Consider the following 26,206-nt stretch of genomic DNA (forward strand, 5'->3'; position numbering starts at 1 on the left):
CAGTTCCACCTCGCGGACGCGGCCGACCGCCCCGCGAAGACCTGCTCCGGAGGAATGCGCCGCCGGCTCGACCTCGCGGCGGCCCTGGTCGTCTCGCCGCCCGTGATGTTCATGGACGAACCGGCGACCGGCCTGGACCCGCAACCGGCAACAACTGTGGGAGGTCAAATTCAGGACCCTCGCGGTCCGTGTCCGTAAGTACCGCTCGGCCACGGCATGACGGCACCCTGGGCATGACGATGCCCCCGGCGCCCAGGAGGGTGCCGGGGGCTCGCAAGGGCTGAGGCAAGGGATTCCGGAGGGTCCGGGGGGTCCGGAGGGCCGTTCCGCGGGGTCAGCTCTGGTAGGGCACGGCCTTCAGGATCCTCACGGAGGCGAGCTTGCCGTTGGGCAACTCGTACTGGGCGTCCGCGCCGACCTTCTTGCCGCTCACCCCGCGGCCCAGCGGAGACTGCGGGGAGTAGGTCTCGATGTCGGCGCTGGCGTACTCGCGCGAGGCGAGCAGGAACGTCAGCGTGTCGTCCTCGTCGCCGTCGAAGGCGATGGTCACGACCGTGCCGGGCGCGACCGTGCCGTTCGCCGCCGGAGCCTCGCCGACCTTCGCGTTCTCCAGGAGCTGGGTCAGCTGGCGCACCCGGAGCTCCTGCTTGCCCTGCTCCTCCTTGGCCGCGTGGTACCCGCCGTTCTCGCGCAGGTCGCCCTCCTCGCGAGCAGCGGCGATCTTGGCGGCGATCTCCGTGCGCGCAGGACCAGTAAGGTGCTCAAGCTCGTTCTTGAGCTTGTTGTACGCCTCCTGGGTCAGCCAGGTGACGTTCTCGCTGGTCTGGGTCACAGGTGCTCCTCGTAGGTACTGGGAATACAAAGCATCGCCCTACCCAGAAGAATGTTCCTTCTCGGATGGGCGAAACCACGAGCCTAACAATTCAGCGGCGGCAGGGGGAGGACATAAGCCATCAGACATACGTCAACGCAGGTCAGCGCCTGTGTGATGAGAGTGACCCTGTTGAAGCCCCGACAGCGCCTCAGCCGGTGTGACAGCCGAGCAGCTCGGCAGTGGTGCCCTTCGACGTCGTACGGAGCGTGACGAGCCTGTCGATGCGGGTGGCGTCGCCGTCGAAGCGGAAGTCGGCGCGACCGACCTCGGCGCCGTTCTCGGCCTGGGAGCGGACCGTGCAGTAGCCGCTCGTACCGGAGTCCTTGCGGACCTCCAGGTGCACCTTTACCGAGTCGTCGTACGTCTTGAAGGTGATGATCTCGGCGCTGATCCTGTTGCCGATGACGTAGTGGTAGCCGAACCAGCCGACCAGGACGAGCAGTACCGTCCCGAGGACGGCGGCGGCGACCTTGAGCTTGCGGTCGGCGTGCTCGTCCGTGGAGCGGCCGTACCGTCCCTCGGGCGGTCGCGTGGTCGCCGTGCTCATGATCGTCCTCTCCGCGAGGCCCCTGGAAAGCCGGGCCCCGGAATTATTGGCCGCTCGGTTCGGTCACTATAGAAGCCGCTCATCGCACCCGCTCACACCGGGCGCCGACCTACTGAGGATTGAGTCTTGACTGACCAGCTGCGACTGATGGCCGTGCACGCCCACCCCGACGACGAGTCGAGCAAGGGCGCGGCCACCATGGCGAAGTACGTGTCCGAGGGGGTGGACGTGCTGGTCGTGACCTGCACGGGCGGGGAGCGCGGGTCCATCCTCAACCCGAAACTGCAGGGTGACAAGTACGTCGAGGAGCACATCCACGAGGTACGCAGGAAAGAGATGGACGAGGCCCGCGAGATCCTCGGCGTCAAGCAGGAGTGGCTCGGTTTCGTCGACTCCGGCCTGCCGGAGGGCGACCCGCTGCCCCCGCTCCCCGAGGGCTGCTTCGCCCTGGAGGACCTGGACAAGGCGGCCGGGGAGCTGGTGAAGCAGATCCGCTCGTTCCGTCCGCAGGTGATCACGACGTACGACGAGAACGGCGGGTATCCGCACCCCGACCACATCATGACCCACAGGGTCTCGATGGTGGCCTTCGAGGGTGCGGCGGACACCGAGACCTACCCGGAGTCGGAGTTCGGCCCGGCGTACCAGCCGCAGAAGCTGTACTACAACCAGGGCTTCAACCGGCCGCGCACCGAGGCGCTGCACAACGCGCTGATCGAGCGCGGCATGGAGTCGCCGTACGGGGACTGGCTCAAGCGGTGGTCGGAGTTCGAGCGCACCGAGCGCACGCTGACCACGCATGTCCCGTGTGCGGAGTTCTTCGAGATCCGCGACAAGGCGCTGATCGCCCACGCCACTCAGATCGACCCCGACGGGGGCTGGTTCCGGGTGCCGATGGAGCTCCAGAAGGAGGTCTGGCCGACGGAGGAGTACGAGCTGGCGAAGTCACTCGTGGACACTTCCCTCCCCGAGGACGACCTCTTTGCGGGCATCCGCGACAATGCCTGACATGAGTGCAAGCGCAAGCCTGGCAATGACGCACCTCGTCTCGTTCGCGGCGGAGGTCGACGAGGACAAGGTGACCCCCGGTGTCCTCGGCTTCATCGTGTTCGCGGTGATGGCCCTCGCGGTGTGGGGGCTGATGAAGTCCATGAACAAGCAGATGGGCAGGATCGAGTTCAAGGAGGCGCCGGACCCCGAGGAGACCCCCGGCGCCGCCAGGGAAGCGGCCAAGGGCTCCGCCCGGGAGTGAGGCGCCGCACCGGGTGCCCGGCACCTGGTGTCCGCACCTCCGGCCCTCCCTACCTCTGTCCGGCCGCCGCCACCGGCACCCCCATGACCTCCCGGGCGTGCCGGCTCGGGATCATGCCCAGGCGCCATGCCTGCCAGCCGGACTCCAGGGCCACACCGCGCTCCAGCAGGAGCTGGTAGGCATCGAGGTAGTCGTCGAGTTTCTCGTCGCGCGACGAGTGACGGGCGCGGGAGAGCTGGGTCAGCTCTTCCTGGGCCACCGCCGTGCCGATGTCGACACCGCCGGGGGCCGCGTAAGGCAGCAGGGTGCAGCGCAGGAAGCGCGCCCAGTCCTCCCCGCGCCGGTCGCCGTACGAGGTGAACAGGCCGATCGCCTCGTCGCACAGGGCCAGCGCCTGCGGGGTGCGGGCGTTGCCCGCGTCGACCACCGCAAGCTCCAGGCAGGTCCAGGCCTCGCCGTGGGCCACCCCGATGCGCTGGAAGTCGGCGCGGGCGTCCACCAGGAGCTGGCGGGCGAACCCGGAGTTGCGCAGCGAGCCCGTCTGGACCGCCCGCTGGTCACGGGTGACGCGGGCCGAGTGATGGCGGGCGCAGGCCAGGCCGTAGACGTCCCGGATGCGGGAGAACATCGTGCGGGAACGTTCCAGCTCGCGGACCGCCAGATCCAGGTTGCCGGTCTCCTCCAGCGACTGCCCGAGGTAGTACACCGACCACGCCTCACCACGCGCGTCCTCGTTGTCCCGGTGGACCGCTGCGGCCCGGCGCAGCCCGTCCACCGCCGCCGACGCGTCCCCGGCGACCAGCCGGGCGCGGGCCAGCTGGGTCAGGGCCCAGGCCTCGCCACGGGCGTCGCGCGTACGGCCGTACAGATCGAGGGCAGTGCGCAGTTCGGACTCGGCGCGCGGTACGTCGCCCATCCGCAGGCCCAGCTGGCCGAGCTGGAAGTGGGCCCACGCCTCGCCGTGGATCGACTCGCCCTCGCGGTGCAGGACCAGGGAACGGGTCAGCAGGTCCCAGGCCTCGGCGAGACGGGAGCGGTCGCGTTCGACGGCCGCGAGCGCGTGCATCGTCCAGGCGCGGTCGGTCGCCAGTTCGGGGGCCTGCTGAAGATCCAGGGCCTCCTGGAGCTTCGCCGCCGCCTCGACCAGGTTGCCCTGGTGGTGCAGCGTGATGCCGAGGGAACAGAGCGCCCGGGCGGCGCCGGCGTCGTGGTGGGCCTCCATGTACAGTTCGACGACCGAGGTGAGCGTCGTGCGCGCCTTGTCCAGCTCGCCCAGCTGACGGGCCGCGATACCCGTACGCCACTGCACCGAGCGGACCAGCAGACCCTGGTCCACCGACTCCGCCAGCTCGCTGATCTCGCCGAGCCGGTAGAGGTCGCCGCGCAGCAGGCAGTAGTCGCACAGGGCGCCGAGCAGGTTGAGCACCGCGGCCTGGTTGACGCCCTCCGCGTGCCGCAGAGTCGCCGTGATGAAGCTCGACTCGTCGTCCAGCCAGCGCAGCGCCTCGTCGAGGGAGGTGAAGCCGTGCGGGCTGAAGCGGTCCGAGCGGGTCGACATGTTGCCGTCGACCAGGCGCAGCACCGAGTCGGCCAGCTCGCCGTAGTTCACGATCAGACGTTCCTGCGCGGCCGTGCGCTCCGCCGGTTCCTCCTCGTCCAGGAGGCGGGCCTGCGCGAAGGCGCGGACCAGGTCGTGCAGGCGGTACCGGCTGCCCCGCACGTGGTCGATCAGGCCCGCGCGGGCGAGCGCGTCCAGCTGACGGGTCGCCTCCGTCCGGTCCGTGCCCAGGAGGGACGCGGCCGCCGCGGTGCCGAGCGAGGCACGCCCGGCCAGCGCCAGCCTGCGCAGCAGCCGCCGGGCCGGATCCGACTGGTCGGTGTAACGCAGCCACAGGGCCCGCTCGACCGGCTCCACGGGGCCGTACGCGCCCAGGTCCGCCGCCAGCCGGCGATGGCTGCGCGGGCCGAGGGCAGAGCCCGCGATGCGCAGCGCCAGCGGCAGCCCGCCACACAACTCCCTTATCCGGTCGGCGGATTCGGCATCGTAGGGATCTGATCCCGACCCCGGATCCGCCTGCGCGGACGCGTTCAGCAGTTCCTCCGAGCCCGTCGCGTCCAGGGCCTCCACGGGCAGTTGGTGGACCCAGAAGGGCAGGTCGTCCGGCAGGGCGAGAGGCTCCCGGGTGGTGGCGATGACGAGGCTGTCGGAGCGCTCCGGGACGAGCGCGCAAACCTGCTCGGGGTCCTGGGCGTCGTCCAGGACGATGGTCACCGGGACCCTGGTGAGGTGCTGGTTGTACAGCTCGCTCAGCCTTCTGACCTGCTGGTCCGGTGACGAACGCTCGCGGAAGAGGAGCTGCTCGCGGGAGGCGCCGAGGCGGTTCAGAAGGTGCAGAAGGGCGTCGCGGGTGGGCAGCGGCGGCTCCTGGGGGCTGTCGCCGCGCAGATCCACCACGCACGCGCCCCGGAACTGGTCCCGCAGATCGTGCGCCGCGTGGATCGCGAGCGCGCTGCGACCGCTGCCGGACGGGCCGTGCAGAACGACCAGGGTCGGCCGGGTCTCCGTACTTGCCCGGGCCGCGTGCACCCACTGCCGGATGCGAGCCAGTTCCTGACGCCGGCCTGCGAACGGCTCGTCCGGGTCCGGGAGTTGGGCGAACGATTGCTCAAGGACGCTACGACTGCGGGCCGCCGCACTCTTGTCGCTGCCGCGCAGCCTCGGCCCCGTCTTCTTAGGCCCGGTGGACGCGCTGAGCACCCGCTGCTGGTCGAGGAACGGACGGATGCCGCGTACCTCCAGTGCCGTCAGCCAGGTCAGCCGCAGCTGTTCGGGACCGCCGGGCTGGCTCACGGCACCCGCGCGATGGTGGGCGGCGGGGACATGCGAGGCGGTCACCTTGATGACGGTCGCGGCGGCGCCCGCGACGCCCACGGTCAGCGCCGCGCCCACGGCGGTGCCCGTACCGGTGCCCAGCGCCAGGTCGGCGACGCCCGCAGCGAGGGCGGCAACAGCCGCCACCAGCAAGGGAGTTCCGGCACCCTCCCGGGCGTACCGCTGCCCGAAGGTGAGGTGCCCGGCCTTCGACTCGTCGAGTGCCCGCGTGTACGCCTCGTACTCCTCCGCGGACGACTGCGCCATGGCGTCCAGCGCGCCGCGCGCCCGCGTGAGCAGCACGCCCCCGTCGGTACGCCCCCCGGACCGCCGCACCTCTTCCTCCACGGCGCGGCTCAACAGCCGCTCGGCTTCCGCCCGGTGGCTGTCCCGCATGGTGTCCCCCTCCGGCGTCAACTGCTTTGGCTATGAGTGTCCGTCGCGGAAGGCACGAGCGCGAGAGGGCTGACGATCAGTGGAGCCGGTTCCGTGACGTTCGAGTGACCCGCTCGCTTGTCCGTGTGTCGAGATAGTTATCGATTGGGGGGGCGTTGTGGACGAGTGTGATGAGGATGGGCCGGCCGGACTGGTTCCGGTTGTTTCCTGTGCGCGGACGTCCGAGGCCGTTCGCCAACGTGACGGGCACCGTGTGCGTCATCAGCTGCGGATCAATGAGCGGACCGCGCGCGAACAGGGCTGCACGGTGGTCGCGACCTGCGGCGACAATGGCCTCAGCGCGTCCAAGGCGGGAGTGGCGCGGCCTGAATTCGAGCGTCTGGTCGCGGACCTGGAGCGCGGGCACACCGCCAGCGGACAGCTGATCGAAGGGAAACCGCGCGTGGGACTACTCGAGGTTGGAGGCCGTCCGGCGTTGAGCGGATCGGGTGGCACCGGCGGGTGCAATCGTGTGAGAAGTAGCCGTCCTACGGTTGGCCGGGGCCCGTCGGGCAGGATGGGACACATGCCGAACCGACTGGCCCACGAGGCGTCCCCCTATCTCCTCCAGCACGCCGACAACCCCGTCGACTGGTGGCCCTGGTCGGAAGAGGCCTTCACGGAGGCACGACAGCGAGGTGTTCCCGTACACCTGAGCGTCGGGTATTCGAGCTGCCATTGGTGCCATGTCCTGGCTCGGGAAAGCTTCGAGGACGAAGCAGTCGCCGCCTTCATGAACGAGCACTTCGTGAACATCAAGGTCGACCGCGAGGAGCGCCCCGACGTAGACGCCGTCTACATGGAGGCCGTCCAGGCGGCCACCGGTCAGGGTGGCTGGCCCATGACCGTGTTTCTCACGCCCGGTGCCGAGCCCTTCTACTTCGGCACCTACTTCCCGCCTACTCCCCGCAGCGGCATGCCCTCCTTCCAGCAGGTGCTGGAGGGGGTCCGCGCCGCCTGGACCGACCGGCGCGACGAGGTCGCCGAGGTCGCGCGGAAGATCGTGCGGGATCTCGCCGGGCGGGAGATCGAGTACGGCGCGCCCGAGGCGCCCGGCGAGGAGGAGCAGGCGCGGGCGCTGCTCGGGCTCACCCGGGAGTACGACGCCCAGCGCGGGGGTTTCGGCGGCGCCCCCAAGTTCCCGCCGTCCATGGTCCTGGAGTTCCTCCTGCGGCACGGCGCCCGGACGGGGTCCGAGGGGGCGTTGCAGATGGCCCAGGACACCTGTGAGCGCATGGCCCGGGGCGGGATCTACGACCAGCTCGGCGGCGGCTTCGCCCGGTACTCCGTCGACCGGGAGTGGGTCGTGCCCCACTTCGAGAAGATGCTGTATGACAATGCCCTTTTGTGCCGTGTGTACGCCCACCTCTGGCGCGCCACCGGCTCCGAGCTGGCCCGGCGCGTCGCCCTGGAGACCGCCGACTTCATGGTGCGTGAACTCCGCACGAACGAAGGGGGGTTCGCGTCCGCGCTCGACGCCGACAGCGACGACGGGACCGGTAAGCACGTCGAAGGTGCCTATTACGTCTGGACGCCGCCCCAGCTCGCCGAGGTCCTCGGGGCCGAGGACGCGGAGCTTGCCGCGCACTACTTCGGGGTGACGGAGGACGGCACCTTCGAGGAAGGGGCCTCCGTCCTTCAACTTCCGCAGCACGAGGGCGTGTTCGACGCCGAGAAGATCGACTCCATCAAGGTGCGGTTGATCGGTGCCCGTGGTGCACGGCCCGCTCCGGGGCGGGACGACAAGGTGGTCGCCGCCTGGAACGGGCTCGCGATCGCCGCGCTCGCCGAGGCCGGCGCCTACTTCGAGCGGCCCGACCTCGTGGACGCCGCGCTGGCCGCCGCCGATCTCCTCGTGCGGGTTCATCTCGACGACCGGGCCCACCTCGCCCGTACCAGCAAGGACGGTCAGGTCGGGGCGAACGCCGGGGTGCTGGAGGACTACGCCGATGTCGCCGAAGGGTTCCTCGCCCTGGCCTCCGTGACGGGGGAGGGGGTGTGGCTGGAGTTCGCCGGGTTCCTGCTCGACCATGTGCTCGTGCGGTTCGTCGACGCGGAGTCAGGTTCGTTGTACGACACCGCCAGTGACGCCGAGCAGCTGATCCGGCGGCCCCAGGACCCCACCGACAACGCCGTTCCCTCCGGGTGGAGCGCCGCGGCGGGGGCACTGCTGGGCTACGCCGCGCAGACCGGTGCCGAGCCTCATCGGGCCGCTGCCGAGCGGGCGTTGGGGGTGGTGAAGGCGCTCGGGCCGCGTGTGCCTCGGTTCATCGGGTGGGGGCTCGCTGTCGCCGAGGCGCTGCTCGACGGGCCCAGGGAGGTCGCGATCGTCGGGCCGTCGCTCGGGGATCCGGCCACAACGGTCCTGCACCGTACGGCACTTCTCGCGACCGCTCCGGGTGCCGTTGTCGCCGTGGGGACCTTGGGCAGTGACGAGTTGCCGTTGCTCGCCGGGCGGATTCTCGTCGGCGGTGAGCCCACCGCGTATGTCTGCCGTCACTTCACCTGTGACGCTCCGACTACCGATCCGGAGCGGTTGCGTATCGCGCTGGGCGGCTGAAACCGGCCCGCCCGGTCGGCCGACCGGCGTGTGCACGTCGCAGCGGTCCTTCGCCCCCACCGCCCCTACCCGCCCCATCTCTGGGAGCTGCGCTCCCACCCGCCTTGCGAGTGGGAGAAAACGGGCCGACTCGGCCTCTATGGACAAATTGGCAGCTCAGACGGCTTCCGGCGTGGGACGTACGGGCCCTGGACGCTGCCGACGCCGTGACCGAGGAGCGCGTTCTGGAGCATGTCGCCAGGCTTCACATCGCTGGTTTCGCAAAGGCCCCGCCTCACCGGGGGAAGACCGGGTGAGGCGGGGCCTTGGCGTTCAGAACTGAGCGGTCGCCGAGGCTCCGTCTCTGCCCGGGGCGCGGTGCAGTTCTCCTTCCAGCAGGGTGCGGACGCGGGTGAGTTCCCGTGCCAGCTCGCGATCGGCTGCTTCGATCGCCTGCAGGTCGGTTCGGATGTCCAGTGTCTGTGACCAGAGCACGCCCCGGCCCAGTTCCAGAAGTTCCAGCGCTCGGTCCGGGTGGCCCGCGGCGAGCTGTGCCGCGGCGGCGTCGGAGGCCACCGCTTCCCCGGCGTCTTTCAGCACCCTTTCCTGGCTGGTGCGGTCGAGGCCGCGCCATGCGACGACAGGCAGGAGCTCGACGGCGCGTGCGTACGCCTGGGCAGCGGTTTCCGATCCGGGGGCGTCGGCCATGGCACGCCTGCCCCATCCGCACGCGGCTTCCAGCTGCCGCCGGACGGGGGCGGCTGCGAGGTCGGCGGCCGCTTGCCATGCGACGGCCGCCCGGCGGCGGAGGGGTCCGGGCTCCGGGGTGCCGTATATACCGGCCCGCCGCTCCAGTGCCTTTGCCAGGTTGATCAGTACCGAGCACAGCTGGGGAGAGCTGTTGTCGAATTGTCCGGCGAGTGTCTCCAGCAGCTCCGCCGCACGGTCCAGGTCAGCGAGCGAGCCGGTGAGCTGTGCGCGGTCGAGGAGGATATCCGCTTCTGTCATGCGCAGTTCAGGGCCGAGTTCGGGCCATCGCTCGGCTTCGTCGACGGCCTGTGCCAGCATGGCCAGGGCCGACTCCATGTCCGATTCGCTCTGTCGTCTGCTGCCCCGGGTACCCAACGCGGCGGCGAGACGCATGGTGACGAGCGCGACCTCCGCCTCGCCGCGCGGCATTTTCGTGTGTGCCTCCTCCAGACAGCGGATGGCGCGGTTCAGGTCCTGTTCGTCGCCGGTGAGATCGAATCGCTCCTGGAGCCGTGCCGCGAGTTCGGAAAGGCTCATGGCGCGGATGCGCCCGTATTCCTTCACGCCCGCCTGACGGGCGTAGCGGAGGGTGCGGGTGATGTCGACGGCTTCGGAGGCGATCTCGATGGATGCGTCGAGGTCGTCGATGAGCCGGAAGAAGAGGAATCGGGTGCGGAGTGCGATGGACGCGTGGAAGAGCACTTGGGCTGTGACGGCGTGGTTCTGGGTGCTGAGGGAGTCGATTCCGGACAGGTTGCCGAGGGTCGCTCTCAAACGGGAGCTCGTCCGGTGCTCTGGCTCCAGGCACAGGCGGCATGCCTCTCGGTGCATGCGGATGGACTCGTCGAGGTCCTCCACATCGCCGGTGACAAGAAACCAGTCGTCGAGGACCATGGCGAGATTGGCCACGTCCTTGATCCGGGCCAGTCCTGAACTGTTCTGTTCGACGCCGGCTCGCGCGCATGCGACGGACTCTTCGAGATCGGATGTGTTGCCGAGCATCCCGTAACGGCTCAGCAGTGCCACCCCCAGGTTGGCCCTGCACGCGGCCCGGAACGGCAGGTCGCCGGCTCCGTCCCCGAGCACCTCACGGAGTTCCTGGATGCTGCGGTCCAGCTGGGCGATGTCGTAGGAGTCCCTGGCTCGCTGCGCTCTCGAAGAGGCCCGTTCGGCTGCGATCAAACGGCGACCGGACCGGAAGAGACTCACCGAGCCGACGCCGTCATCGCGCGACCCGAGGGCTCGGGACAGTCGGCGACGGGGCTGAGCGCCGTCAGGTCTTTCAGCGGCACGGCGATCTGCGTCTGCCCGCTCTTGAGCAGGAGGGTTCCGTTCCCGATCCGCTGGACGGCGCCGCACAGAGAGCCGAGGCCGGCGGCGGTGATCTGCACCATGGGCGGTTTCGCCGCGGGCCCGTACCAGGTGGCCCCGACCGCCCCCACCAGCAGCAGCGTGCAGAGCAGGGTGAGGGTGATGCCACGGCGGAGCGCGGCGAGCGCGGTCTTGGTCTCCCGGTGATCGGCGGCGCTGCGTGTCGTCACGTCGGACACCGGGGTGTGCGTGAGCTGGCCGTTCGAGGCCCTGAGCAGCGAGACCGCCCCCGCGGCACCGCAGGCGAGCGCTGCCAGCAACAGGATTCCTGCGGCCGCCGACCAGCCGGTGGCCAGCTGGGAGACATCGGACCGGCCCTTGACGAGGCTGAAGCCGACGAGTCCGGCGAGCAGTGCGCCCAGCGCGGTGCGCCAGACGGTGGCAACCGTACGCACCCGTGGAAGCTGTTCCCGGAACAGTCTGTCGCGTTCTTGGGAGATCAGCAGGGCGTCGTCGTGAGCCTGCGGACCCGGCGAGACACGGATGGGGCTCATGGGCTGTCCTGCGTCAGAACCAGCGTCCAGTACGCGCCGCACCCGCTCCTGTTCTCGGGCCGACCGCTGTGTTCACCGCGGCAGTTGCAGCTGATGGGCACCGTCTCGCCGGCGGCGGCAGGCCCAGCGGGAGGTGGGCTCTGCGACGCGGAAGCGGGTATGTGACGGTAGACGTCGTCGAACAACGGAACCTCCAGAGTCGCCGCGCAGCGTGGGCAGGGCCCTTGCAGTACGACTCCCATGCCACGGGCCTCCTGTACGCCGAAGGCGCGCGCCGCGTGCTCTCCATAGGCGATGTCGGTGATCTCCTGGTAGGGCAGTGAGCTGCAGTTGCCGGGCGGTGCTGACATGTTGCTCCTGGCTGCGAGGGTCGTGATCGTGCCGGGCACGTGCGGGCCGGGCTACGGCCCGGTGTGGGTGAACGGCATCCACGCGGCCACGTCATCCGCGTCGCCGCTTCTCAGCCGCCGCACCGCTTGGTGCAGGGCGCGGGCGGAGCGGTCGGCGTGGAGTGTGCCGTCGTCCGCCAGTTCTTCGTACAGGGCCGCAGCGATCCGGCTCGCCGCCAGGTCGCTAACGGACCAGAGTGTTCCGACGACGTGCTGGAAACCGGCGTAGTGCAGCGCCGCGGTGAGGGTGATGGCTTCGTCGCTCAGGACGAGGCCGCCGGTGGCGGTCTTGCAGGCGGCGAGGAAGGCGAACTCGCCGCGGAAGCTGCCTTGGCCGAGGTCGCGGACGGTCAGCAGGCCGTCGCGCAGCAGCAGGCCCCCGCGCGCCGGATCGGCGAGCTCCTGGCCACCGTGGCAGCTGAAGTGGGCCCATCGGTGCCGCAGCAGGCCGGCCTGGACCGCCGCGCGGGTCGCCTTCTCGTCCTCGGCGCAGGTCAGCCGGTCGCCGAAGCGGACCGTCAGTACGTCGCGTTCCGCTGCGGATCCTCTCAGCCGGGGCTGGCCCGGGGCGTCGGGGGCGACGTACAGCAACCGTCCGGGGCCGACGTGGGGACCCGCGTTTCGGGCTTCCCACAAGGCGCGCAGGGTGGGCGTGTAGGAGGACGCGACGCGGTCCAGCACGGTTCGGTGACGGCCGTCGGCGGGGCGGCCATGGTATCCGGCCGCGTGCAGGGGCAGCAGGCTGAGCAGTCCGGTGGGACACCACCACAGGCGGGGACAGGCGGTTTCGGGGGCGATCGGCCCGTCGAAGCCGAGCGCGTCCAGCACCGGGCCTGCGATGCGGTCCCAGAGCCATGCGGTGGTGGCGCGCAGGCCGACGTCCATCTCGTTCCTGGCGTGGGCCATCGCGTCTCGGGCGGCGGTCGAGCGCCGGAACGCGGCGGGTGACCGATTGCCGCCGTGGAAGTCCGAGCGCGCGGCGGCGAGTTCCCCGGCCGCCTCCTCCACGGCCGCGAGCTGTCCGAGGTGGCGCGTCGTCCAGTATTCGACTTCGGACGCTGTGAGCCCTTCCAGGGGGAGGACATGCACGCCGTCGGCCTGTACGACGATGGCGTCGCAGCGCCAGCGGCTGATGTTCAGTACGACGACCGGGCCGTGTCGTGCGACCGGCAGGAGCGCCGGCAGACGGGGGGCTCGGAGAAACTGCTCCAGGCGTAAGTCGCCGTGGGTGCGGCCAAGCCGGCGTACTCGCTCGACGAGTCCGTCCCATTCACGGGCCAGCTTCATCCGGCGGTCTGTCCAGACCGTCGCGTCCGACTGCGACTTCGGCTCGCCCATATCCCCCCAACCGCCCCGGACCGCCGTTCCTGTCACATACGGTAGCGCTCCAGTGTCTTTCCGCGGCGGGCACTTGCCCATTTCCGTCGGGGTTGGGAACGTCGGCGGCAGTCGCCGGGGCGGCCGGATGTCGCATCGCGGTGATGGGGACGACGCCGGGACCGGGCGCGTGGCCACAGCGGCGGAAGAAGGAGAGGCGCTTCTTGGGTGGTCATTTGCTCGGGAGCAGCGGTGCGGCGGGTGCTGCCGGACGCCTTGAGTACGTGCGGCAGACGGACGCGCAGGTGCTCGACTTCGACCTCGCGGCCGCCGTCCCGGAGCGCTCGGGCGAAGGACTTGGGTGCAGATCCAACGAGGGTTCTGGCGATCAAGCCGCTGGTATGAGCGTGTCGCGGTATCGGGCCGGGTGGTTGCGCGTGAACTCCTGTGTCTCGTGCCAGGCCCACTAGGTGTCGAAGTCGCGGTTGCTGCGCGGGGCACGGAGTTTCAGGACGGCTTCGGCGCCGGAAAGGCCCCAGCGGGCTCCGGTGATGTCGAGGCGGTCTTTGACCAGGTGGCGGCACGCCCCCTTCGATGATCCCGGTGGCGATCGGGAAGCCTTCGGCCGGCGCGGTGTCGTGGACCGGCCTCGGCCACCGGCCGCGGCTCGAAAGCCGCGGCCATGCAGGGAAGGTCAGGGATCACCCGTGCTGGTACGCCACCATCGAGATGCCGATGTAGTGCGCGATGAACGCCGCCAGGGTGAGGGAGTGGAACACCTCGTGGAACCCGAACCAGCGCGGTGACGGGTTGGGGCGCTTGATCCCGTAGATCACGCCGCCCGCGCTGTAGAGCAGCCCGCCGACGACTACCAGCACCAGGACGGCGATGCCGCCCGCGCGCATGAAGTCCGGCAGGAAGAAGACGGCCGCCCAGCCCATCGCGATGTAGCAGGGCGTGTAGAGCCAGCGCGGGGCGCCGACCCAGAACACGCGGAAGGCGATGCCGGCCACGGCCGCGCCCCAGATGCTCCACAGGAGCCACTGCCCCTTGCTCGCCGGGAGCAGCAGCATCGTCAGCGGGGTGTAGGTGCCCGCGATGATCAGGAAGATGTTCGCGTGGTCGAGCCTGCGCAGGACGCCGTCCATGCGCGGGCTCCAGGTGCCGCGGTGGTAGAGCGCGCTCACGCCGAACAGCAGGCAGGCGGTGAGGGTGAAGATCCCGCAGGCGATGCGCGCCCGGCTCGAACTGGCGAGCGCGGTGAGCGCCAGGCCGGAGATGAGTACGGCCGGAAACATGCCGAGATGCAGCCAGCCGCGCAGCTTGGGCTTGATCTCATCGGAATGTGGCAGCGAGAGCGCCATGGGGCCGCGGCCGGCGGTCGGCGAGTCCATGGGCGCGTCGGAGGCGGACGCAGTCATGACGGCGATCGTACCTACGTAACCGTAAGTTACGCGTCAGTACGGCGGGAGGGGTGGCGGGAAGTGTCCATCCTCTCACGTGTGCCGGCCCTCGGGAGGTCCAGGTGAATGGGGGGTGGCCCGGAGGAAACCCCCGGGTGGGTACTGGGTGAGTGGCGATGGTCACGTCGCTCAGGTGTGAGGCCCTCTGGACAGATGGGCGCTCCGGTCGGATGATCAAATGAGTGCGGTCGGCACCGGATGAGCGCCATTGATCAACACCGTGAAGCATCCGGGTCGCAGCCCCCAAGGGGCAGTCAGCAAAAAACCCTCATTCAAGGAGCAATCGTGGCGCGCGACATCGCGGCTCCCGTTCCCCCTGACACCTTCCTCTCAGGCACCGTCCCGACCAACCACAAGCAACTGGTCTCGTGGGTGAACGAGATCGCAGAACTGACGCAGCCGGACAACGTGGTCTGGTGTGACGGTTCCGAAGCCGAGTACGAGCGACTGTGCGAGGAGCTCGTCCAGAAGGGCACCTTCAGGAAACTGGACCCGATCAAGCGCCCCAACTCCTACTACGCGGCCTCCGACCCGACCGATGTCGCCCGTGTCGAGGACCGCACCTTCATCTGCTCCGAGAAGGAGGAGGACGCGGGCCCCACGAACCACTGGAAGGACCCGGCGGAGATGCGGGACATCTTCGCGGGGGAGAAGGGCGTCTTCCGCGGCTCGATGAAGGGCCGGACGATGTACGTCGTCCCGTTCTGCATGGGCCCGCTCGGCTCGGACCTCTCCGCGATCGGCGTCGAGATCACCGACTCGGCGTACGTCGCCGTGTCCATGCGCACGATGACGCGCATGGGGCAGCCGGTCCTCGACGAACTCGGTACCGACGGTTTCTTCGTGCGTGCTGTGCACACGCTCGGGGCGCCGCTGGCCGAGGGCGAGGCCGACGTGCCGTGGCCGTGCAACTCCACGAAGTACATCTCGCACTTCCCGGAGAGCCGCGAGATCTGGTCGTACGGCTCCGGGTACGGCGGCAACGCGCTGCTCGGCAAGAAGTGCTACGCGCTGCGCATCGCGTCCGTCATGGCGCGCGACGAGGGCTGGCTCGCCGAGCACATGCTGATCCTCAAGCTCACGCCCCCGCAGGGAGGGTCGAAGTACGTGGCGGCGGCCTTCCCGTCGGCCTGCGGCAAGACGAACCTCGCGATGCTGGAACCGACGGTCGGCGGCTGGACCGTCGAGACGATCGGCGACGACATCGCGTGGATGCGCTTCGGCGAGGACGGCCGCCTGTACGCCATCAACCCCGAGGCCGGTTTCTTCGGCGTCGCGCCCGGCACGGGTGAGCACACCAACGCCAACGCGATGAGGACGCTGTGGGGCAACTCGGTCTTCACGAACGTCGCGCTGACCGACGACGGCGACGTCTGGTGGGAGGGCATGACGGAGGAGACTCCGGCCCACCTGACCGACTGGAAGGGCAACGACTGGACGCCGGAGTCAGGAGTCCCGGCCGCCCACCCCAACGCCCGCTTCACCACCCCCGCCGCCCAGTGCCCGATCATCGCGCCCGAGTGGGAGGACCCCAAGGGCGTGCCGATCTCGGCGATCCTGTTCGGCGGGCGGCGCGCCACCGCTGTCCCGCTGGTCACGGAGTCCTTCGACTGGAACCACGGTGTCTTCCTGGGCGCGAACGTGGCCTCCGAGAAGACGGCCGCCGCCGAGGGCAAGGTCGGCGAGCTGCGCCGCGACCCCTTCGCCATGCTGCCGTTCTGCGGCTACAACATGGGCGACTACATGGCGCACTGGATCGACGTGGCGAAGGACAGGGACCAGTCCAAGCTGCCGAAGATCTACTACGTCAACTGGTTCCGCAAGAACGACGAGGGCAAGTTCGTGTGGCCCGGCTTCGGTGAGAACAGCCGCGTCCTGAAGTGGATCGTGGACCGGCTGGACGGCAGGGCCGAGGGCGTCGAGACGCCGATCGGTGTCCTGCCGGCCAAGGGTGCGCTCGACACGAACGGTCTCGAACTCTCCGAGTCCGACCTCGACTTCCTGCTCACCGTCGACAAGGAGGTGTGGCGCGAGGAGGCGGCGCTGGTTCCCGAGCACCTGAACACCTTCGGCGAGCACACTCCGAAGGAGTTGTGGGACGAGTACCGGGCGCTGGTGGAACGTCTGGGCTGACGCCCACTCCTGTAGCTCCGCGGCCGGTCGGACTTGCCCTGACCTGCGACGTCGTCATGGCCGGCCGCGGTGGTCCTGCTCGCCCCCGCCGCCCCTGCCCGTCCCGTCCCTGGGGGATGCCGTCCCCAGACCCCAGCTTCGGCCCTGAAGGTGCACCGTCCTCATACTCCCCAAGGAACGGCCACGGCGGTTTGCCAGGGGCGCGGGGAACCGCGCGACAAGCCACGACCCACCCGCAGTCGCATACCACGGCACCTCTCGCGGTGAACCGCACCCCACCCAAGGGCACTTCACAACCCCGGCGTCACAAGAACCTCTGCTCAAGCGAACGCAGTGCTGGGGCACCCGGTCCGCGCGTCGCTGCGGGAGCGCGCGGACCGGGGCCGTCGGGGGAGCCTCGGAAGGGGCTCAGCGGGACGCGAGGGTGCGGGGCTCGGTGGCCTCCGCGTGGGCGTCCATGCGTTCGGCGGCGAGGATCGCGGCGGCCGTGTCGGCGCGGGAGGCCGCGACGACCAGGGCCCGTCCGGCGAGCGCGTGGGCCCGCTGGTGCAGAGCGGTGAGGTCGCGGGTGCCGGTGGCGGGGGTCGAGGCGCGGACCGGGGTACGCCCGCGACGCAGCCTGCTCACCTGGCCTGCGAGGCGCTCGGCGGCGGTGTCCAGGTCGGCGGAGGGCGCGAGGGCGCGCAGCTCGTCGGTCGCCGTGAGGAGTGCGGCGAGGTGGCCGGCCAGCTGGATGTCCAGTTCCTCCTCGCGCGACCTGTGGGGGTAGTCCGAGGCGGTGCCGGCCAGCGCGTTGCGGGTGCTGTGGACCGAGGGGGTGCGGATCGGTTCGTACATGGGGAGAAAGCCTCCTGTGCGCTGACAGGAAGCCATCCTAGCTTGGATTGAGTCTAAAGTTGAGCACTATCGGGAAAGGCGGGGCCCGGCTGTTACGGCTGGCTGTAGCCGTCCAGGAAGGTGCCGATGCGGGTGACCGCGTCGCGCAGATCACCGACCGTCGGCAGCGTCACCACGCGGAAGTGGTCCTGCTCGGGCCAGTTGAAGCCCGTACCCTGCACGACCATGATCTTCTCGCGGCGCAGCAGGTCCAGGACCATGCGCCGGTCGTCCTTGATCTTGAAGACGTTCGGGTCGAGGCGCGGGAAGAGATAGAGCGCACCCTTCGGCTTCACACAGCTGACGCCCGGAATCTGCGTGAGCAGCTCGTACGCGAGATCCATCTGCTCCTTGAGCCGCCCGCCCGGCAGCACGAGGTCGTTGATGGTCTGCCGCCCGCTGAGCGCGGCGACCACCCCGTGCTGGCCCGGCATGTTCGCGCACAGGCGCATGTTCGCCAGGATCGTCAGACCCTCGATGTACGAGTCGGCGTGCGCGCGGGGCCCGGAGACCGACATCCAGCCGACCCGGTAACCGGCGACGCGGTACGCCTTCGACATGCCGTTGAAGGTGAGCGTGAGGAGGTCGGGGGCGATCTTCGCGGTCGAGGTGTGCGTGGCGCCGTCGTACAGGATCTTGTCGTAGATCTCGTCCGAGCAGACGAGGAGGTTGTGGCGGCGGGCGATGTCCGTCAGCCCCCGGAGCATCGCGTCGTCGTAGACCGCGCCTGTCGGGTTGTTGGGGTTGATGATGACGATCGCCTTGGTGCGGTCGGTGACCTTGCGCTCGATGTCCGCGAGGTCCGGCATCCAGTCGGCCTGCTCGTCGCAGCGGTAGTGGACCGCCGTACCGCCGGAGAGGGAGACCGCCGCCGTCCACAGGGGGTAGTCGGGGGCGGGTACGAGCACCTCGTCACCGTCGTCGAGGAGGGCCTGCATCGACATCACGATCAGCTCGGAGGCGCCGTTGCCGATGAAGACGTGCTCGACGTCCGTCTCGATACCGAGGGTCTGGTTGTGCATGACGACCGCCCGGCGCGCCGCCAGCAGTCCCTTCGCGTCGCCGTACCCGTGGGCCGACGACACGTTGCGGAGGATGTCCTCCAGGATCTCGGGCGGACACTCGAAGCCGAAGGCGGCCGGGTTGCCGGTGTTCAGCTTGAGAATGCGGTGCCCCGCCGCCTCGAGCCGCATCGCCTCTTCGAGAACCGGGCCCCGGATCTCGTAACAGACGTTGGCTAGCTTGGTCGACTGGATCAGCTGCATAGCGGTGAGTTTACGGCGGAGTAACGCGCCGGGCGTCGTGTTATCCGCCACGTGGGACGGAGACGGGGGCGGGTGCGGGCGCGCCGGGGCGCGAGGGCGGGGGCAGGGTGCGGAAGGCGAACGTGGTTTCGGTACGGGTCGGCGGCCGGGTGTGGTTCGCTGCCGGGATGACTCAGGACCGGGAGCCCGTCGCATTCGAATCCGCCGCCGCCTTTGAGACATGGCTGGGCGACAACCACGCCGTCTCGCCCGGCATCTGGCTCAAGCTGCGCAAGAAGGGCCCCGGAATCGTCGCGCTGGACTACGCCCAGGCGCTCGATGTGGCGCTCTGCTACGGCTGGATCGACGGCCAGAAGGCGAAGCTCGACGACGCGTGGTGGCTCCAGCGGTTCACTCCGCGCAGGCCGCGCAGCAAGTGGTCCAAGATCAACCGGGACAAGGTGGCTGCCCTGATCGAGCAGGGCAGGATGCGTCCGCCGGGGCTGGCGGAGATCGACCGGGCCAAGGCGGACGGCCGCTGGGAGGCGGCGTACGACAGCGCGAGGACCGCCACGGTGCCGGACGATCTCGCGGCGGCCCTGGCCGCGGACCCTGCCGCGGCGGCGTTCTTCGAGACCCTGGACCGGCAGAACCGTTACGCGATCCTCCACCGCCTTCAGGACGCGAAGAGGGCTGAGACCCGGGTGCGCCGGATCGAGAAGTACGTGGCGATGCTGGCGGAGGGGGAGAAGTTGTACCCGTAGCCGTGAGGGGTCCGCTGTGTGGTGGCCTGGCCGCCTGGTGAAGCGGGGCGCTTCGGGGCCGCCTTCGTGGTGTTCGACCACTCGGCGTACAGCTTCATGGCGTACTTCCGGCGGGAGTCGATGCCGCAAGTTCAACACCAGCCGCTACGGCAGTTGGAACAGAAGCGCGGCGACGTCGTCTTCGTCAACGCCGACTCCGGTGTGAAGCTTTCGGAGATCAAGAAACGGATCAAGGTCTCCTGATATGCCGGGTAGGGCGTCGCCTTGCACCAGGTCGCGCCCCGACTCGGTCCCCGGGCCGCGCCCCGACCCGCGTCGACGCCGGTGCGCGCAAACCCGCCAACTCCCGGCCGGAAACGATTCCTTGCCCCAACCGCCCCTCCCGCATCACAATGCGCATGACAAAAAGCGAGCGACCGGAAAACCTCCGGTCGCTCCTTCGTACGAGGGGACCCCCACATGAACAAGCCTCTCCTTGCCGCGCTCGCAACCCTGGTGATCACCGGGGTCGGAGCGGCACCCGCGGTCGCCGCGCAGGCCGACACGGCCGCGCCCGCCGCGAAGCGCACCGCAGTCAAAGCCTCGGCCGCACCAGCCGCCGCACCGGCCATCCAGGCCGTCAACTTCGCCGGCACCGTCTCGCTCAGCAACTGTTCCGGCTCGCTCGTCCGCTTCCCGAGCTCCGAGTCCGACGACCCGGCGCTGGTCATGTCCAACGGGCACTGTCTGGAGACGGGCTTCCCGGCCGCCGGTGAGGTCATCGTCGACCAGGCGTCCACCCGTACCTTCGGGCTGCTCAACGCCTCGGCCACCCGCGTCGGCACCCTGCGTGCCAACAAGATCGCGTACGCGACGATGACCGACACGGACGTGGCGATCTACCAGCTCACGACCACCTACGCCCAGATCGCGAACTCGTACGGCATCAGCCCGCTCACGCTCAACGACACGCACCCGGTCGCCGGCACCGCGATCACGGTCGTCTCCGGCTACTGGAAGCGGACGTACGCCTGCAACATCGACGGCTTCGCCTACCGCCTCAAGGAAGGCCAGTGGACCTGGAAGGACTCGGTCCGCTACACGTCCGCCTGCCAGACCATCGGCGGCACCTCGGGCTCGCCGGTCGTCGACAACGCCACCGGCAACGTCGTCGCCGTCAACAACACCGGCAACGAGGACGGTGGGCGCTGCACGGACAACAACCCCTGCGAGGTCGACGCCAACGGCACGGTGACAGTCCGCGAGGGCATCAACTACGCCCAGGAGACCTACCAGATCCCCGCCTGCTTCGGCCTCGACAACAAGCTCGACCTGAGTGTGAGCGGTTGCACCTTGCCGAAGCCGTAGCGCTTCGTGGGGGGGCGATCGGTCGTGGTGCGGCTGCCGCGTCGTCGTGGCATGTCGCGCCCGCACCGGCGGAGCCGCATATCGACACCAGCCCCGCGCCTTTGAGGGGCGCGGGGCCGGGCGGTCTGTCACACGGGACTGTTACGGACCGCACGGCCCGCCAGTACGTCCGTTCTGCGGCCGTCCTCCATCACGAACCGGCCGTCGATCAGCACGTACGGGATGCCCGTCGGGAGTGTGCGCGGCGCCTCGAAGGTGGAGCCCGCCGCCACCGTCGCCGCGTCGAAGAGGACCAGGTCGGCACGGTGGCCCTCGCGGACCAGCCCGCGGTCCGGCAGGCGCAGCCGTGCCGCCGGGCGTGACGTCAGATGGGCCACACACTCCTCCAGGGAGAGGACCCCCAACTCCCTTACGTAGCGCCCGAGATACTGCGGAAACGTGCCGTACGCCCGCGGGTGCGGCTTCGTGCCCTGGAGGATGCCGTCCGAGCCGCCCGTGTGGACGCGGTGGCGCATGATCGCGCGGACGTTCTCCTCGTGGCCTACGTGCTGGAGGATCGTCGTGCCCAGGCGGTCGGTCAGCAGCAGGTGGCGGGCCGTCGTCCAGGGGGTCTCGTCGCGTCCGGTCGCCGACTCCTGGACCGTGCGGCCCACGAAATCGCTCAGCGCGGGGTCTGTTGTCCCCGAGATCTCGACCGTGTCCCACTCGATGGGCACCCCGTGGCAGCCGTCCGCGCCGACGACCTCCAGGTGGTGGCGGATGCGTTCGGCGGTGTCGGGGTCCGTCAGGCGCTTCAGGATCTGCTCCGGGCCGCCCTCGCCCGCCCAACTCGGCAGCAGTGCCACGAGCGTTGTGGAGCCGGGGGTGTAGGGGTACGTGTCCAGGGTCAGGTCCGCTCCCGCCGCCAGCGCCTCGTCGAGCAGTGACAGCAGCTCCGGTGCACGGCCCTCGTTGACGCCGAAGTTCATGGTGGCGTGGGCGAGGTGGAGGGGGCAGCTCGCCTCGCGGGTCAGCTCCACCATCTCCGCGTACGCCTCCAACGCGCCTGCTCCGTACGAGCGGTGGTGCGGGCAGTAGTAGCCGCCGTACCGCGCCACCACCCGGCACAGCTCGGTCAGTTCGGCGTCCTTGGCGTACATGCCGGGCGTGTACGTGAGCCCGGACGACATGCCCACCGCGCCCTGCTCCATCCCCTCCGCGACCAACTGCCGCATGCGGTCCAGCTCCTGGGATTTCGCGTCCCGGTCCTCCCAGCCGACGGCGAGCATCCGTACCGTCCCCTGCGGGATCAGGTAGGCCGCGTTGACGGCGATGCCCTCGCCGTCGAAACCGTGGTCCAGACGGTCCAGGTACTCGCCTACGGAACGCCAGCCGAAGTCGATGTCGTCGCCGTGGCCGTTCCATCCGGTGATCGCTCGGCGGACCTCGGCGAGGGTGCGGTCGTCCACCGGGGCGTACGACAGCCCGTCCTGGCCCAGGACTTCGAGGGTCACCCCCTGCGCGGCCTTCGCGCTGTGGTCGGGGTCGCGGAGCAGGGCGAGGTCGCTGTGGGCGTGCATGTCGATGAAGCCGGGGGAGAGGGTCAGGCCCTCCGCGTCCAACTCCCGTCGCGCCTTCGGGCGTTGGCAGCCTGCTGCCGCAGCCTCCTGGACGATCCCGACGATCCGGCCGCCGTCGACGACCACATCGGCGCGGTACGACGGGCCGCCGGAGCCGTCCACGACGTCCGCGTCCCGAATGACGAGCTCTTCCACGCCGGGCCTCCTCGGAAGTCGGAAGTCAGAAGTACGTACGGATGTATTCGACGACCGTGCCGTCCGCCTCGGCGACCGGGATCAGCTGCCACTTGTCGAAGGACGTGCACGGGTGGGACAGGCCCAGGCCCAGCCAGTCGCCGGCCTCCAGATCCGCCTCCGGGGTCGTACGCAGCCAGGCGTGCTGGTCGGAGAGGCCGGTGACCGAGATGCCGGTGGCGGGCCGCTCGGCGGCACCCTCCCGCCGTACGACCTGGGCGACGGGCAGGTCCAGGTCGTAGGCGGCGTCGCGCTTGCCCGCGTTCGCGAAGGCCTGCTCGGGGGAAGGGCGGGAGACGACCTGCGTCCACAGACGGAAGGCGGGCTCCAGGGCGCCCTCCTCGGGGACCCGGTTGAACGGGGTGATCTCGCGATAGCGGCCGTCGTCGTGCGAGACGTACGCCCCCGAGCGCAGCAACTTCAGCACAGGGAGCGACAGTTCGGGGATCTCCACGAACACGTCGGCGACCGCGTCGAACCAGGCGCTGCCTCCCGCGCTGACCATGATCCCGTCCGCGTCGGCGAACCGCCCCGCCTTGTCGAGGTCCGCGGCCAGCGCCACCAGCCGTCGCAGCCACGCCCGCACCCGCTCCGGGTCGGCCTGCGGCACCTCGCCCTCGTACCCCGCGACCCCGACCAGCCGCAGGGACGGTACGGCGGCCACGGCGTCGGCGACCGCCGCGCACTCCGCCTCCGTGCGCACACCGGTCCGGGCACCCTCGCCGGCGCCGAGTTCGACGACCACGTCCAGTGGACGGGCGGGTGCTCCCGCCAGAGCCGCGTCCATCAGCTCCACGCCGCGCACGGAGTCGACGTAACAGACGAACCGGAAGCCGGGGTCGGCGGCCAGCTCCGCGGCGATCCAGCGCAGTGCCGCCGGGTCCAGCAACTCGTTGGCCAGGAAGATGCGTTGGATGCCGAAAGCGCGGGCGACGCGTACCTGGTGGGGGACCGCCAGGGTGATGCCCCAGGCGCCGTGCTCGATCTGGCGGTGGAAGAGCCGGGGGGCCATGGAGGTCTTGCCGTGCGGGGCGAAGGAGAGGCCGTGGCGGGCCGCGTACGTCTCCATCAGCTCCAGGTTGTGGGTGAGGCGCTCGGCGGAGAGGGCGAGTACGGGGGTGGTGAAGCCGCCGGTGAAGAGGTTGCGGCGCTGGGCGGCCAGCTCGCCGACGGTCAGGCCGTCGGCGTCCGGCGGGAGGCCCTTGAAGCGGGCGTCGACCCGTTCGGTGGCAAGCCGGGCGAGCGCCCCGGTGTGATCCGCGTCCTTGGTGTCCTCTGCGCCCATTGGAACCTCCCTGGTCCAGTGCGTCGCGTTGCGGTCCTTGCAACGCACATTGCGTATATCGCTCACCGCTGTCTAACATCTCGCCCAACGCGGGGTCAACGGAGCCGCCGCCTCCCCCACACCATCCAGGAGCTACGACGATCGTGACCATCACCGGACCCCACAACGCCCCCGACGTCGTGGACGTCGTCGCGCTCGGCGAGTCCATGGTCACCTTCCTGCCCTCCCGGCCGGGCCGCCTCGCCGACGTACCGTCCTTCGAGCGGACCATAGGCGGCGCCGAGTCCAACGTGGCCTGCGCTCTCGCCGCCGCCGGCCACTCCGCCCGCTGGATCAGCCGCGTCGGCGACGACGGCTTCGGCGACCACCTGGTCGAGGCGATCGGGGCGTACGGCGTCGACGTGACGTCCGTACGGCGTGATCCCGTGCGTCCGACGGGCGTGTACTTCCGTACGGCGGGGGACCGGGCGACCGACGCGCACGAGGTGGCGTACTACCGGGCCGGGTCGGCGGCCTCGGTGCTGTCCGTGGGGAACGTGAACCTGGAGGCGGCCCGCGCGGGGCGGGTGCTGCATCTGTCCGGGATCACGGCGGCCCTGTCCGGCAGCTGTCTCGACCTCCTGTGGGAACTGACCGAGACCCGGCCGGGCCGGCCGCTCGTGTCGTTCGACGTCAACTTCCGGTCGGGGCTGTGGGCCGACAGCGACGGTCCCCGCGTTCTGCTGGACCTGTCCCGGCGGGCCGACCTCGTCTTCGTCGGCGCCGACGAGGCGCGGGACGCCTGGGGGGTGGACGGGGCGCGTGCCGTCGCGGACGCGCTGCCCGAGCCGAAGCTCCTCGTCGTCAAGCAGGGCGGCGGAGGGGCCGTCACATTCGACCGGCACGTCGGTACGGGTGCTGCCGGCTCCCACGTCCGGGCGCCCCACGTCGACATCGTCGCCGCGGTCGGCGCCGGCGACGCCTTCGCCGCCGGGTTCCTCTCCGCCACCCTCCGCGGCCTCCCCGTGCGGGACCGCGTCCGGCACGGCCACCTCATGGCCGCCGCCGCCCTCACCGCCCCCGGCGACCTCGCCGCACCGCCCGCCCGCGACCACGCCGACCGGCTGGCCGCCCTCGACGAGCGCGCGTGGGGGACACTTCGACTCGGCCCCGGCTGGACCACCCAGGCCCAGGACGTGCACCGGGCCGACGAGGAGGTACGCACCCCATGAGCCAGACCGTCGACCGCGCGCTGAGCATCCTGCCGTTGCTCGCGGAGGGCCCCGCCGACCTCGGTCAGGTCGCCGAGCGGCTCGGCGTCCACAAGTCCACCGCCCTGCGGCTGCTGCGCACCCTGCACGAGCACGGACTCGTCTACCGCCAGTCCGACCAGCGCTACCGCCTCGGCGCCCGCCTCTTCGCGCTCGCCCAGGAAGCCGTCGAGAACCTCGACATCCGCGAGATCGCCCACCCCCACCTCGTACGCCTCAACGAGCAGTGTGGGCACACCGTCCACCTGGCCGTGCACGAGGAGGGCGAGGTGCTGTACATCGACAAGGTCGAGAGCCGGTATCCCGTGCGCATGTACTCGCGGATCGGGAAGCCCGTCGCCATCACCGTCGCCGCCGTCGCCAAGCTGCTGCTCGCCGATCTGCCGGAGAACGAGCGGCGCACCCTCGCCGACAAGTTCGACTACCCCATGTACACCTCCCGCTCCACCCCCAACGCCCCTGCCTTTCTGCAAGAGTTGGAGAAGGTGCGTGACCAGGGCTGGGCCACCGACCTCGGCGGTCACGAGGAGTCCATCAACTGCGTCGCCGCCCCCATCCGCGGTACCGACGGACGCCTGGTCGCCGCCATGTCCGTCTCCGCCCCGAACGTCGTCGTCACCGCCGACGAGCTCCTCACCCTGCTCCCGCTGGTGCGCCGTACGGCGGATGTCATCAGCGGCGAGTACTCCGGAAGAACTCCAGCAGTTCAGGAAGTCAGATGATGACCGAGAAGTCCGAGAAGATCGCGCTCACGCCCAAGACCCACACCACCCCGCCCGCCAGGTTCTCCCACGGCGTGAGGAAGGGGAACATCCTCCAGGTCGCCGGTCAGGTCGGCTTCCTGCCCGCGGTCGACGGGCAGCCGCCGACGCCCGCCGGGCCGACCCTGCGTGAGCAGACCCTCCAGGCCCTCGCCAACGTCAGGGCGATCCTGGAGGAGGGCGGCGCGAGCTGGGACGACGTGATGATGATCCGCGTCTACCTCACGGACGTCGACCACTTCGCCGAGATGAACGCGATCTACAACGAGTTCTTCGAACGCCACCTCACCGCGGTCCCGGCCGCCCGCACCACGGTGTACGTGGGCCTCCCGGCAGGCCTGCTGATCGAGATCGACGCGCTGGCGGTACTGGACGGCTGAGTCCCGCCCCCGCGCGCCGAAACCGACCCGTTCACGCCCCGTCCGCGACTGGCCCGTGCGGCCTGGGCGG

Annotated in this window: 22 protein-coding genes and 2 pseudogenes; 11 read left to right on the top strand and 13 right to left on the bottom strand. The window is 70.1% G+C overall.

Features of this window, described 5'->3' with window-relative positions:
* Positions 1–166, top strand: a pseudogene (locus RB628_RS17425) (ATP-binding cassette domain-containing protein); the annotation flags it as partial.
* Between the two features lie 168 nt (positions 167–334).
* Here RB628_RS17425 and greA read toward each other — a convergent pair.
* Positions 335–832 carry a transcription elongation factor GreA gene (gene greA / locus RB628_RS17430; RefSeq protein WP_318321366.1) on the bottom strand — a complete coding sequence of 166 codons (498 nt, stop codon included), beginning with the start codon at positions 830–832 and terminating at the stop codon, positions 335–337.
* A 190-nt stretch (positions 833–1,022) separates the two neighbouring features.
* Positions 1,023–1,421 carry a DUF4307 domain-containing protein gene (locus tag RB628_RS17435; protein WP_318321367.1) on the bottom strand — a complete coding sequence of 133 codons (399 nt, stop codon included), beginning with the start codon at positions 1,419–1,421 and terminating at the stop codon, positions 1,023–1,025.
* A 147-nt stretch (positions 1,422–1,568) separates the two neighbouring features.
* Between RB628_RS17435 and mca the strand changes: the two genes are divergently transcribed.
* Together mca and RB628_RS17445 are read left to right on the top strand one after the other, a co-directional pair.
* Positions 1,569–2,429 (top strand): mycothiol conjugate amidase Mca, encoded by an 861-nt coding sequence (mca, locus tag RB628_RS17440; RefSeq protein ID WP_318321399.1) that lies wholly within the window; start codon positions 1,569–1,571, stop codon positions 2,427–2,429.
* Positions 2,422–2,673: a hypothetical protein gene (locus RB628_RS17445; RefSeq protein ID WP_318321368.1), complete on the top strand. Its 252-nt coding sequence runs from the start codon at positions 2,422–2,424 to the stop codon at positions 2,671–2,673. Before mca ends, RB628_RS17445 begins: the two co-directional genes overlap by 8 nt.
* A gap of 49 nt (positions 2,674–2,722) precedes the next feature.
* Here RB628_RS17445 and RB628_RS17450 read toward each other — a convergent pair whose 3' ends face one another.
* A complete protein-coding gene (locus RB628_RS17450) occupies positions 2,723–5,941 on the bottom strand; it encodes a tetratricopeptide repeat protein (protein WP_318321369.1) in 3,219 nt (1,072 codons plus the stop codon).
* A 565-nt stretch (positions 5,942–6,506) separates the two neighbouring features.
* On the opposite strand from RB628_RS17450, the gene RB628_RS17455 reads away from it, so the two are divergent.
* The gene (locus RB628_RS17455) at positions 6,507–8,540 is read left to right on the top strand and encodes a thioredoxin domain-containing protein (RefSeq protein WP_318321370.1); all 2,034 of its coding nucleotides are present in this window, start codon (positions 6,507–6,509) and stop codon (positions 8,538–8,540) included.
* A gap of 312 nt (positions 8,541–8,852) precedes the next feature.
* Here RB628_RS17455 and RB628_RS17460 read toward each other — a convergent pair whose 3' ends face one another.
* The 6 genes and pseudogenes from RB628_RS17460 to trhA all read right to left on the bottom strand — a co-directional run bounded on the left by RB628_RS17460 (position 8,853) and on the right by trhA (position 14,261).
* Positions 8,853–10,451 carry a tetratricopeptide repeat protein gene (locus RB628_RS17460; protein ID WP_318321371.1) on the bottom strand — a complete coding sequence of 533 codons (1,599 nt, stop codon included), beginning with the start codon at positions 10,449–10,451 and terminating at the stop codon, positions 8,853–8,855.
* Positions 10,452–10,474: 23 nt separating this feature from the next.
* The gene (locus RB628_RS17465) at positions 10,475–11,134 is read right to left on the bottom strand and encodes a hypothetical protein (RefSeq protein WP_318321372.1); all 660 of its coding nucleotides are present in this window, start codon (positions 11,132–11,134) and stop codon (positions 10,475–10,477) included.
* The gene (locus RB628_RS17470) at positions 11,131–11,484 is read right to left on the bottom strand and encodes a hypothetical protein (RefSeq protein WP_318321373.1); all 354 of its coding nucleotides are present in this window, start codon (positions 11,482–11,484) and stop codon (positions 11,131–11,133) included. Before RB628_RS17470 ends, RB628_RS17465 begins: the two co-directional genes overlap by 4 nt.
* A gap of 51 nt (positions 11,485–11,535) precedes the next feature.
* Positions 11,536–12,861, bottom strand: a complete 1,326-nt coding sequence (locus RB628_RS17475; protein ID WP_318321374.1) for a CHAT domain-containing protein — start codon at positions 12,859–12,861, stop codon at positions 11,536–11,538.
* A gap of 367 nt (positions 12,862–13,228) precedes the next feature.
* Positions 13,229–13,463, bottom strand: a pseudogene (locus RB628_RS42645) (ISKra4 family transposase); the annotation flags it as partial.
* A 78-nt stretch (positions 13,464–13,541) separates the two neighbouring features.
* Complete coding sequence (gene trhA, locus RB628_RS17480; protein WP_318321375.1) at positions 13,542–14,261, bottom strand: PAQR family membrane homeostasis protein TrhA; 720 nt, start codon at positions 14,259–14,261, stop codon at positions 13,542–13,544.
* Between the two features lie 327 nt (positions 14,262–14,588).
* Between trhA and RB628_RS17485 the strand changes: the two genes are divergently transcribed.
* A complete protein-coding gene (locus tag RB628_RS17485; RefSeq protein ID WP_318321376.1) occupies positions 14,589–16,436 on the top strand; it encodes a phosphoenolpyruvate carboxykinase (GTP) in 1,848 nt (615 codons plus the stop codon).
* A gap of 408 nt (positions 16,437–16,844) precedes the next feature.
* On the opposite strand, the gene RB628_RS17490 is transcribed toward RB628_RS17485, so the two are convergent.
* Complete coding sequence (locus tag RB628_RS17490; RefSeq protein WP_318321377.1) at positions 16,845–17,273, bottom strand: hypothetical protein; 429 nt, start codon at positions 17,271–17,273, stop codon at positions 16,845–16,847.
* 92 nt (positions 17,274–17,365) lie between these two features.
* Positions 17,366–18,577, bottom strand: a complete 1,212-nt coding sequence (locus RB628_RS17495; protein WP_318321378.1) for a pyridoxal phosphate-dependent aminotransferase — start codon at positions 18,575–18,577, stop codon at positions 17,366–17,368.
* A gap of 167 nt (positions 18,578–18,744) precedes the next feature.
* Between RB628_RS17495 and RB628_RS17500 the strand changes: the two genes are divergently transcribed.
* From RB628_RS17500 to RB628_RS17510, 3 genes are all read left to right on the top strand, one after another.
* A complete protein-coding gene (locus tag RB628_RS17500) occupies positions 18,745–19,320 on the top strand; it encodes a YdeI/OmpD-associated family protein (protein ID WP_318321379.1) in 576 nt (191 codons plus the stop codon).
* A gap of 18 nt (positions 19,321–19,338) precedes the next feature.
* The gene (locus RB628_RS17505) at positions 19,339–19,563 is read left to right on the top strand and encodes a hypothetical protein (protein ID WP_318321380.1); all 225 of its coding nucleotides are present in this window, start codon (positions 19,339–19,341) and stop codon (positions 19,561–19,563) included.
* Positions 19,564–19,779: 216 nt separating this feature from the next.
* Positions 19,780–20,667, top strand: a complete 888-nt coding sequence (locus RB628_RS17510; RefSeq protein ID WP_318321381.1) for a serine protease — start codon at positions 19,780–19,782, stop codon at positions 20,665–20,667.
* 128 nt (positions 20,668–20,795) lie between these two features.
* Here the strand turns inward: RB628_RS17510 and RB628_RS17515 are convergent, their stop codons facing one another.
* Both RB628_RS17515 and RB628_RS17520 read right to left on the bottom strand, forming a co-directional pair.
* Positions 20,796–22,421 (bottom strand): D-aminoacylase, encoded by a 1,626-nt coding sequence (locus RB628_RS17515; protein WP_318321382.1) that lies wholly within the window; start codon positions 22,419–22,421, stop codon positions 20,796–20,798.
* Positions 22,422–22,446: 25 nt separating this feature from the next.
* Positions 22,447–23,745, bottom strand: a complete 1,299-nt coding sequence (locus RB628_RS17520; RefSeq protein ID WP_318321383.1) for an amino acid deaminase — start codon at positions 23,743–23,745, stop codon at positions 22,447–22,449.
* A 143-nt stretch (positions 23,746–23,888) separates the two neighbouring features.
* Here RB628_RS17520 and RB628_RS17525 point away from each other — a divergent pair, with 143 nt between their 5' ends.
* The 3 genes from RB628_RS17525 to RB628_RS17535 are packed head-to-tail and all read left to right on the top strand — an operon-like array spanning position 23,889 to position 26,136.
* Positions 23,889–24,956, top strand: coding sequence for a sugar kinase (locus tag RB628_RS17525; protein ID WP_318321384.1), 1,068 nt, complete (start codon positions 23,889–23,891; stop codon positions 24,954–24,956).
* Positions 24,953–25,717, top strand: a complete 765-nt coding sequence (locus RB628_RS17530; protein WP_318321385.1) for an IclR family transcriptional regulator — start codon at positions 24,953–24,955, stop codon at positions 25,715–25,717. The genes RB628_RS17525 and RB628_RS17530 overlap by 4 nt, the downstream gene beginning before the upstream one ends.
* On the top strand, positions 25,717–26,136 hold the full coding sequence (locus tag RB628_RS17535; protein WP_318321400.1) for a RidA family protein: 420 nt from the start codon (positions 25,717–25,719) through the stop codon (positions 26,134–26,136). Before RB628_RS17530 ends, RB628_RS17535 begins: the two co-directional genes overlap by 1 nt.
* Positions 26,137–26,206: the final 70 nt, after the last annotated feature.

This window comes from Streptomyces sp. ADMS (assembly GCF_033441795.1).
Lineage (GTDB): Bacteria > Actinomycetota > Actinomycetes > Streptomycetales > Streptomycetaceae > Streptomyces.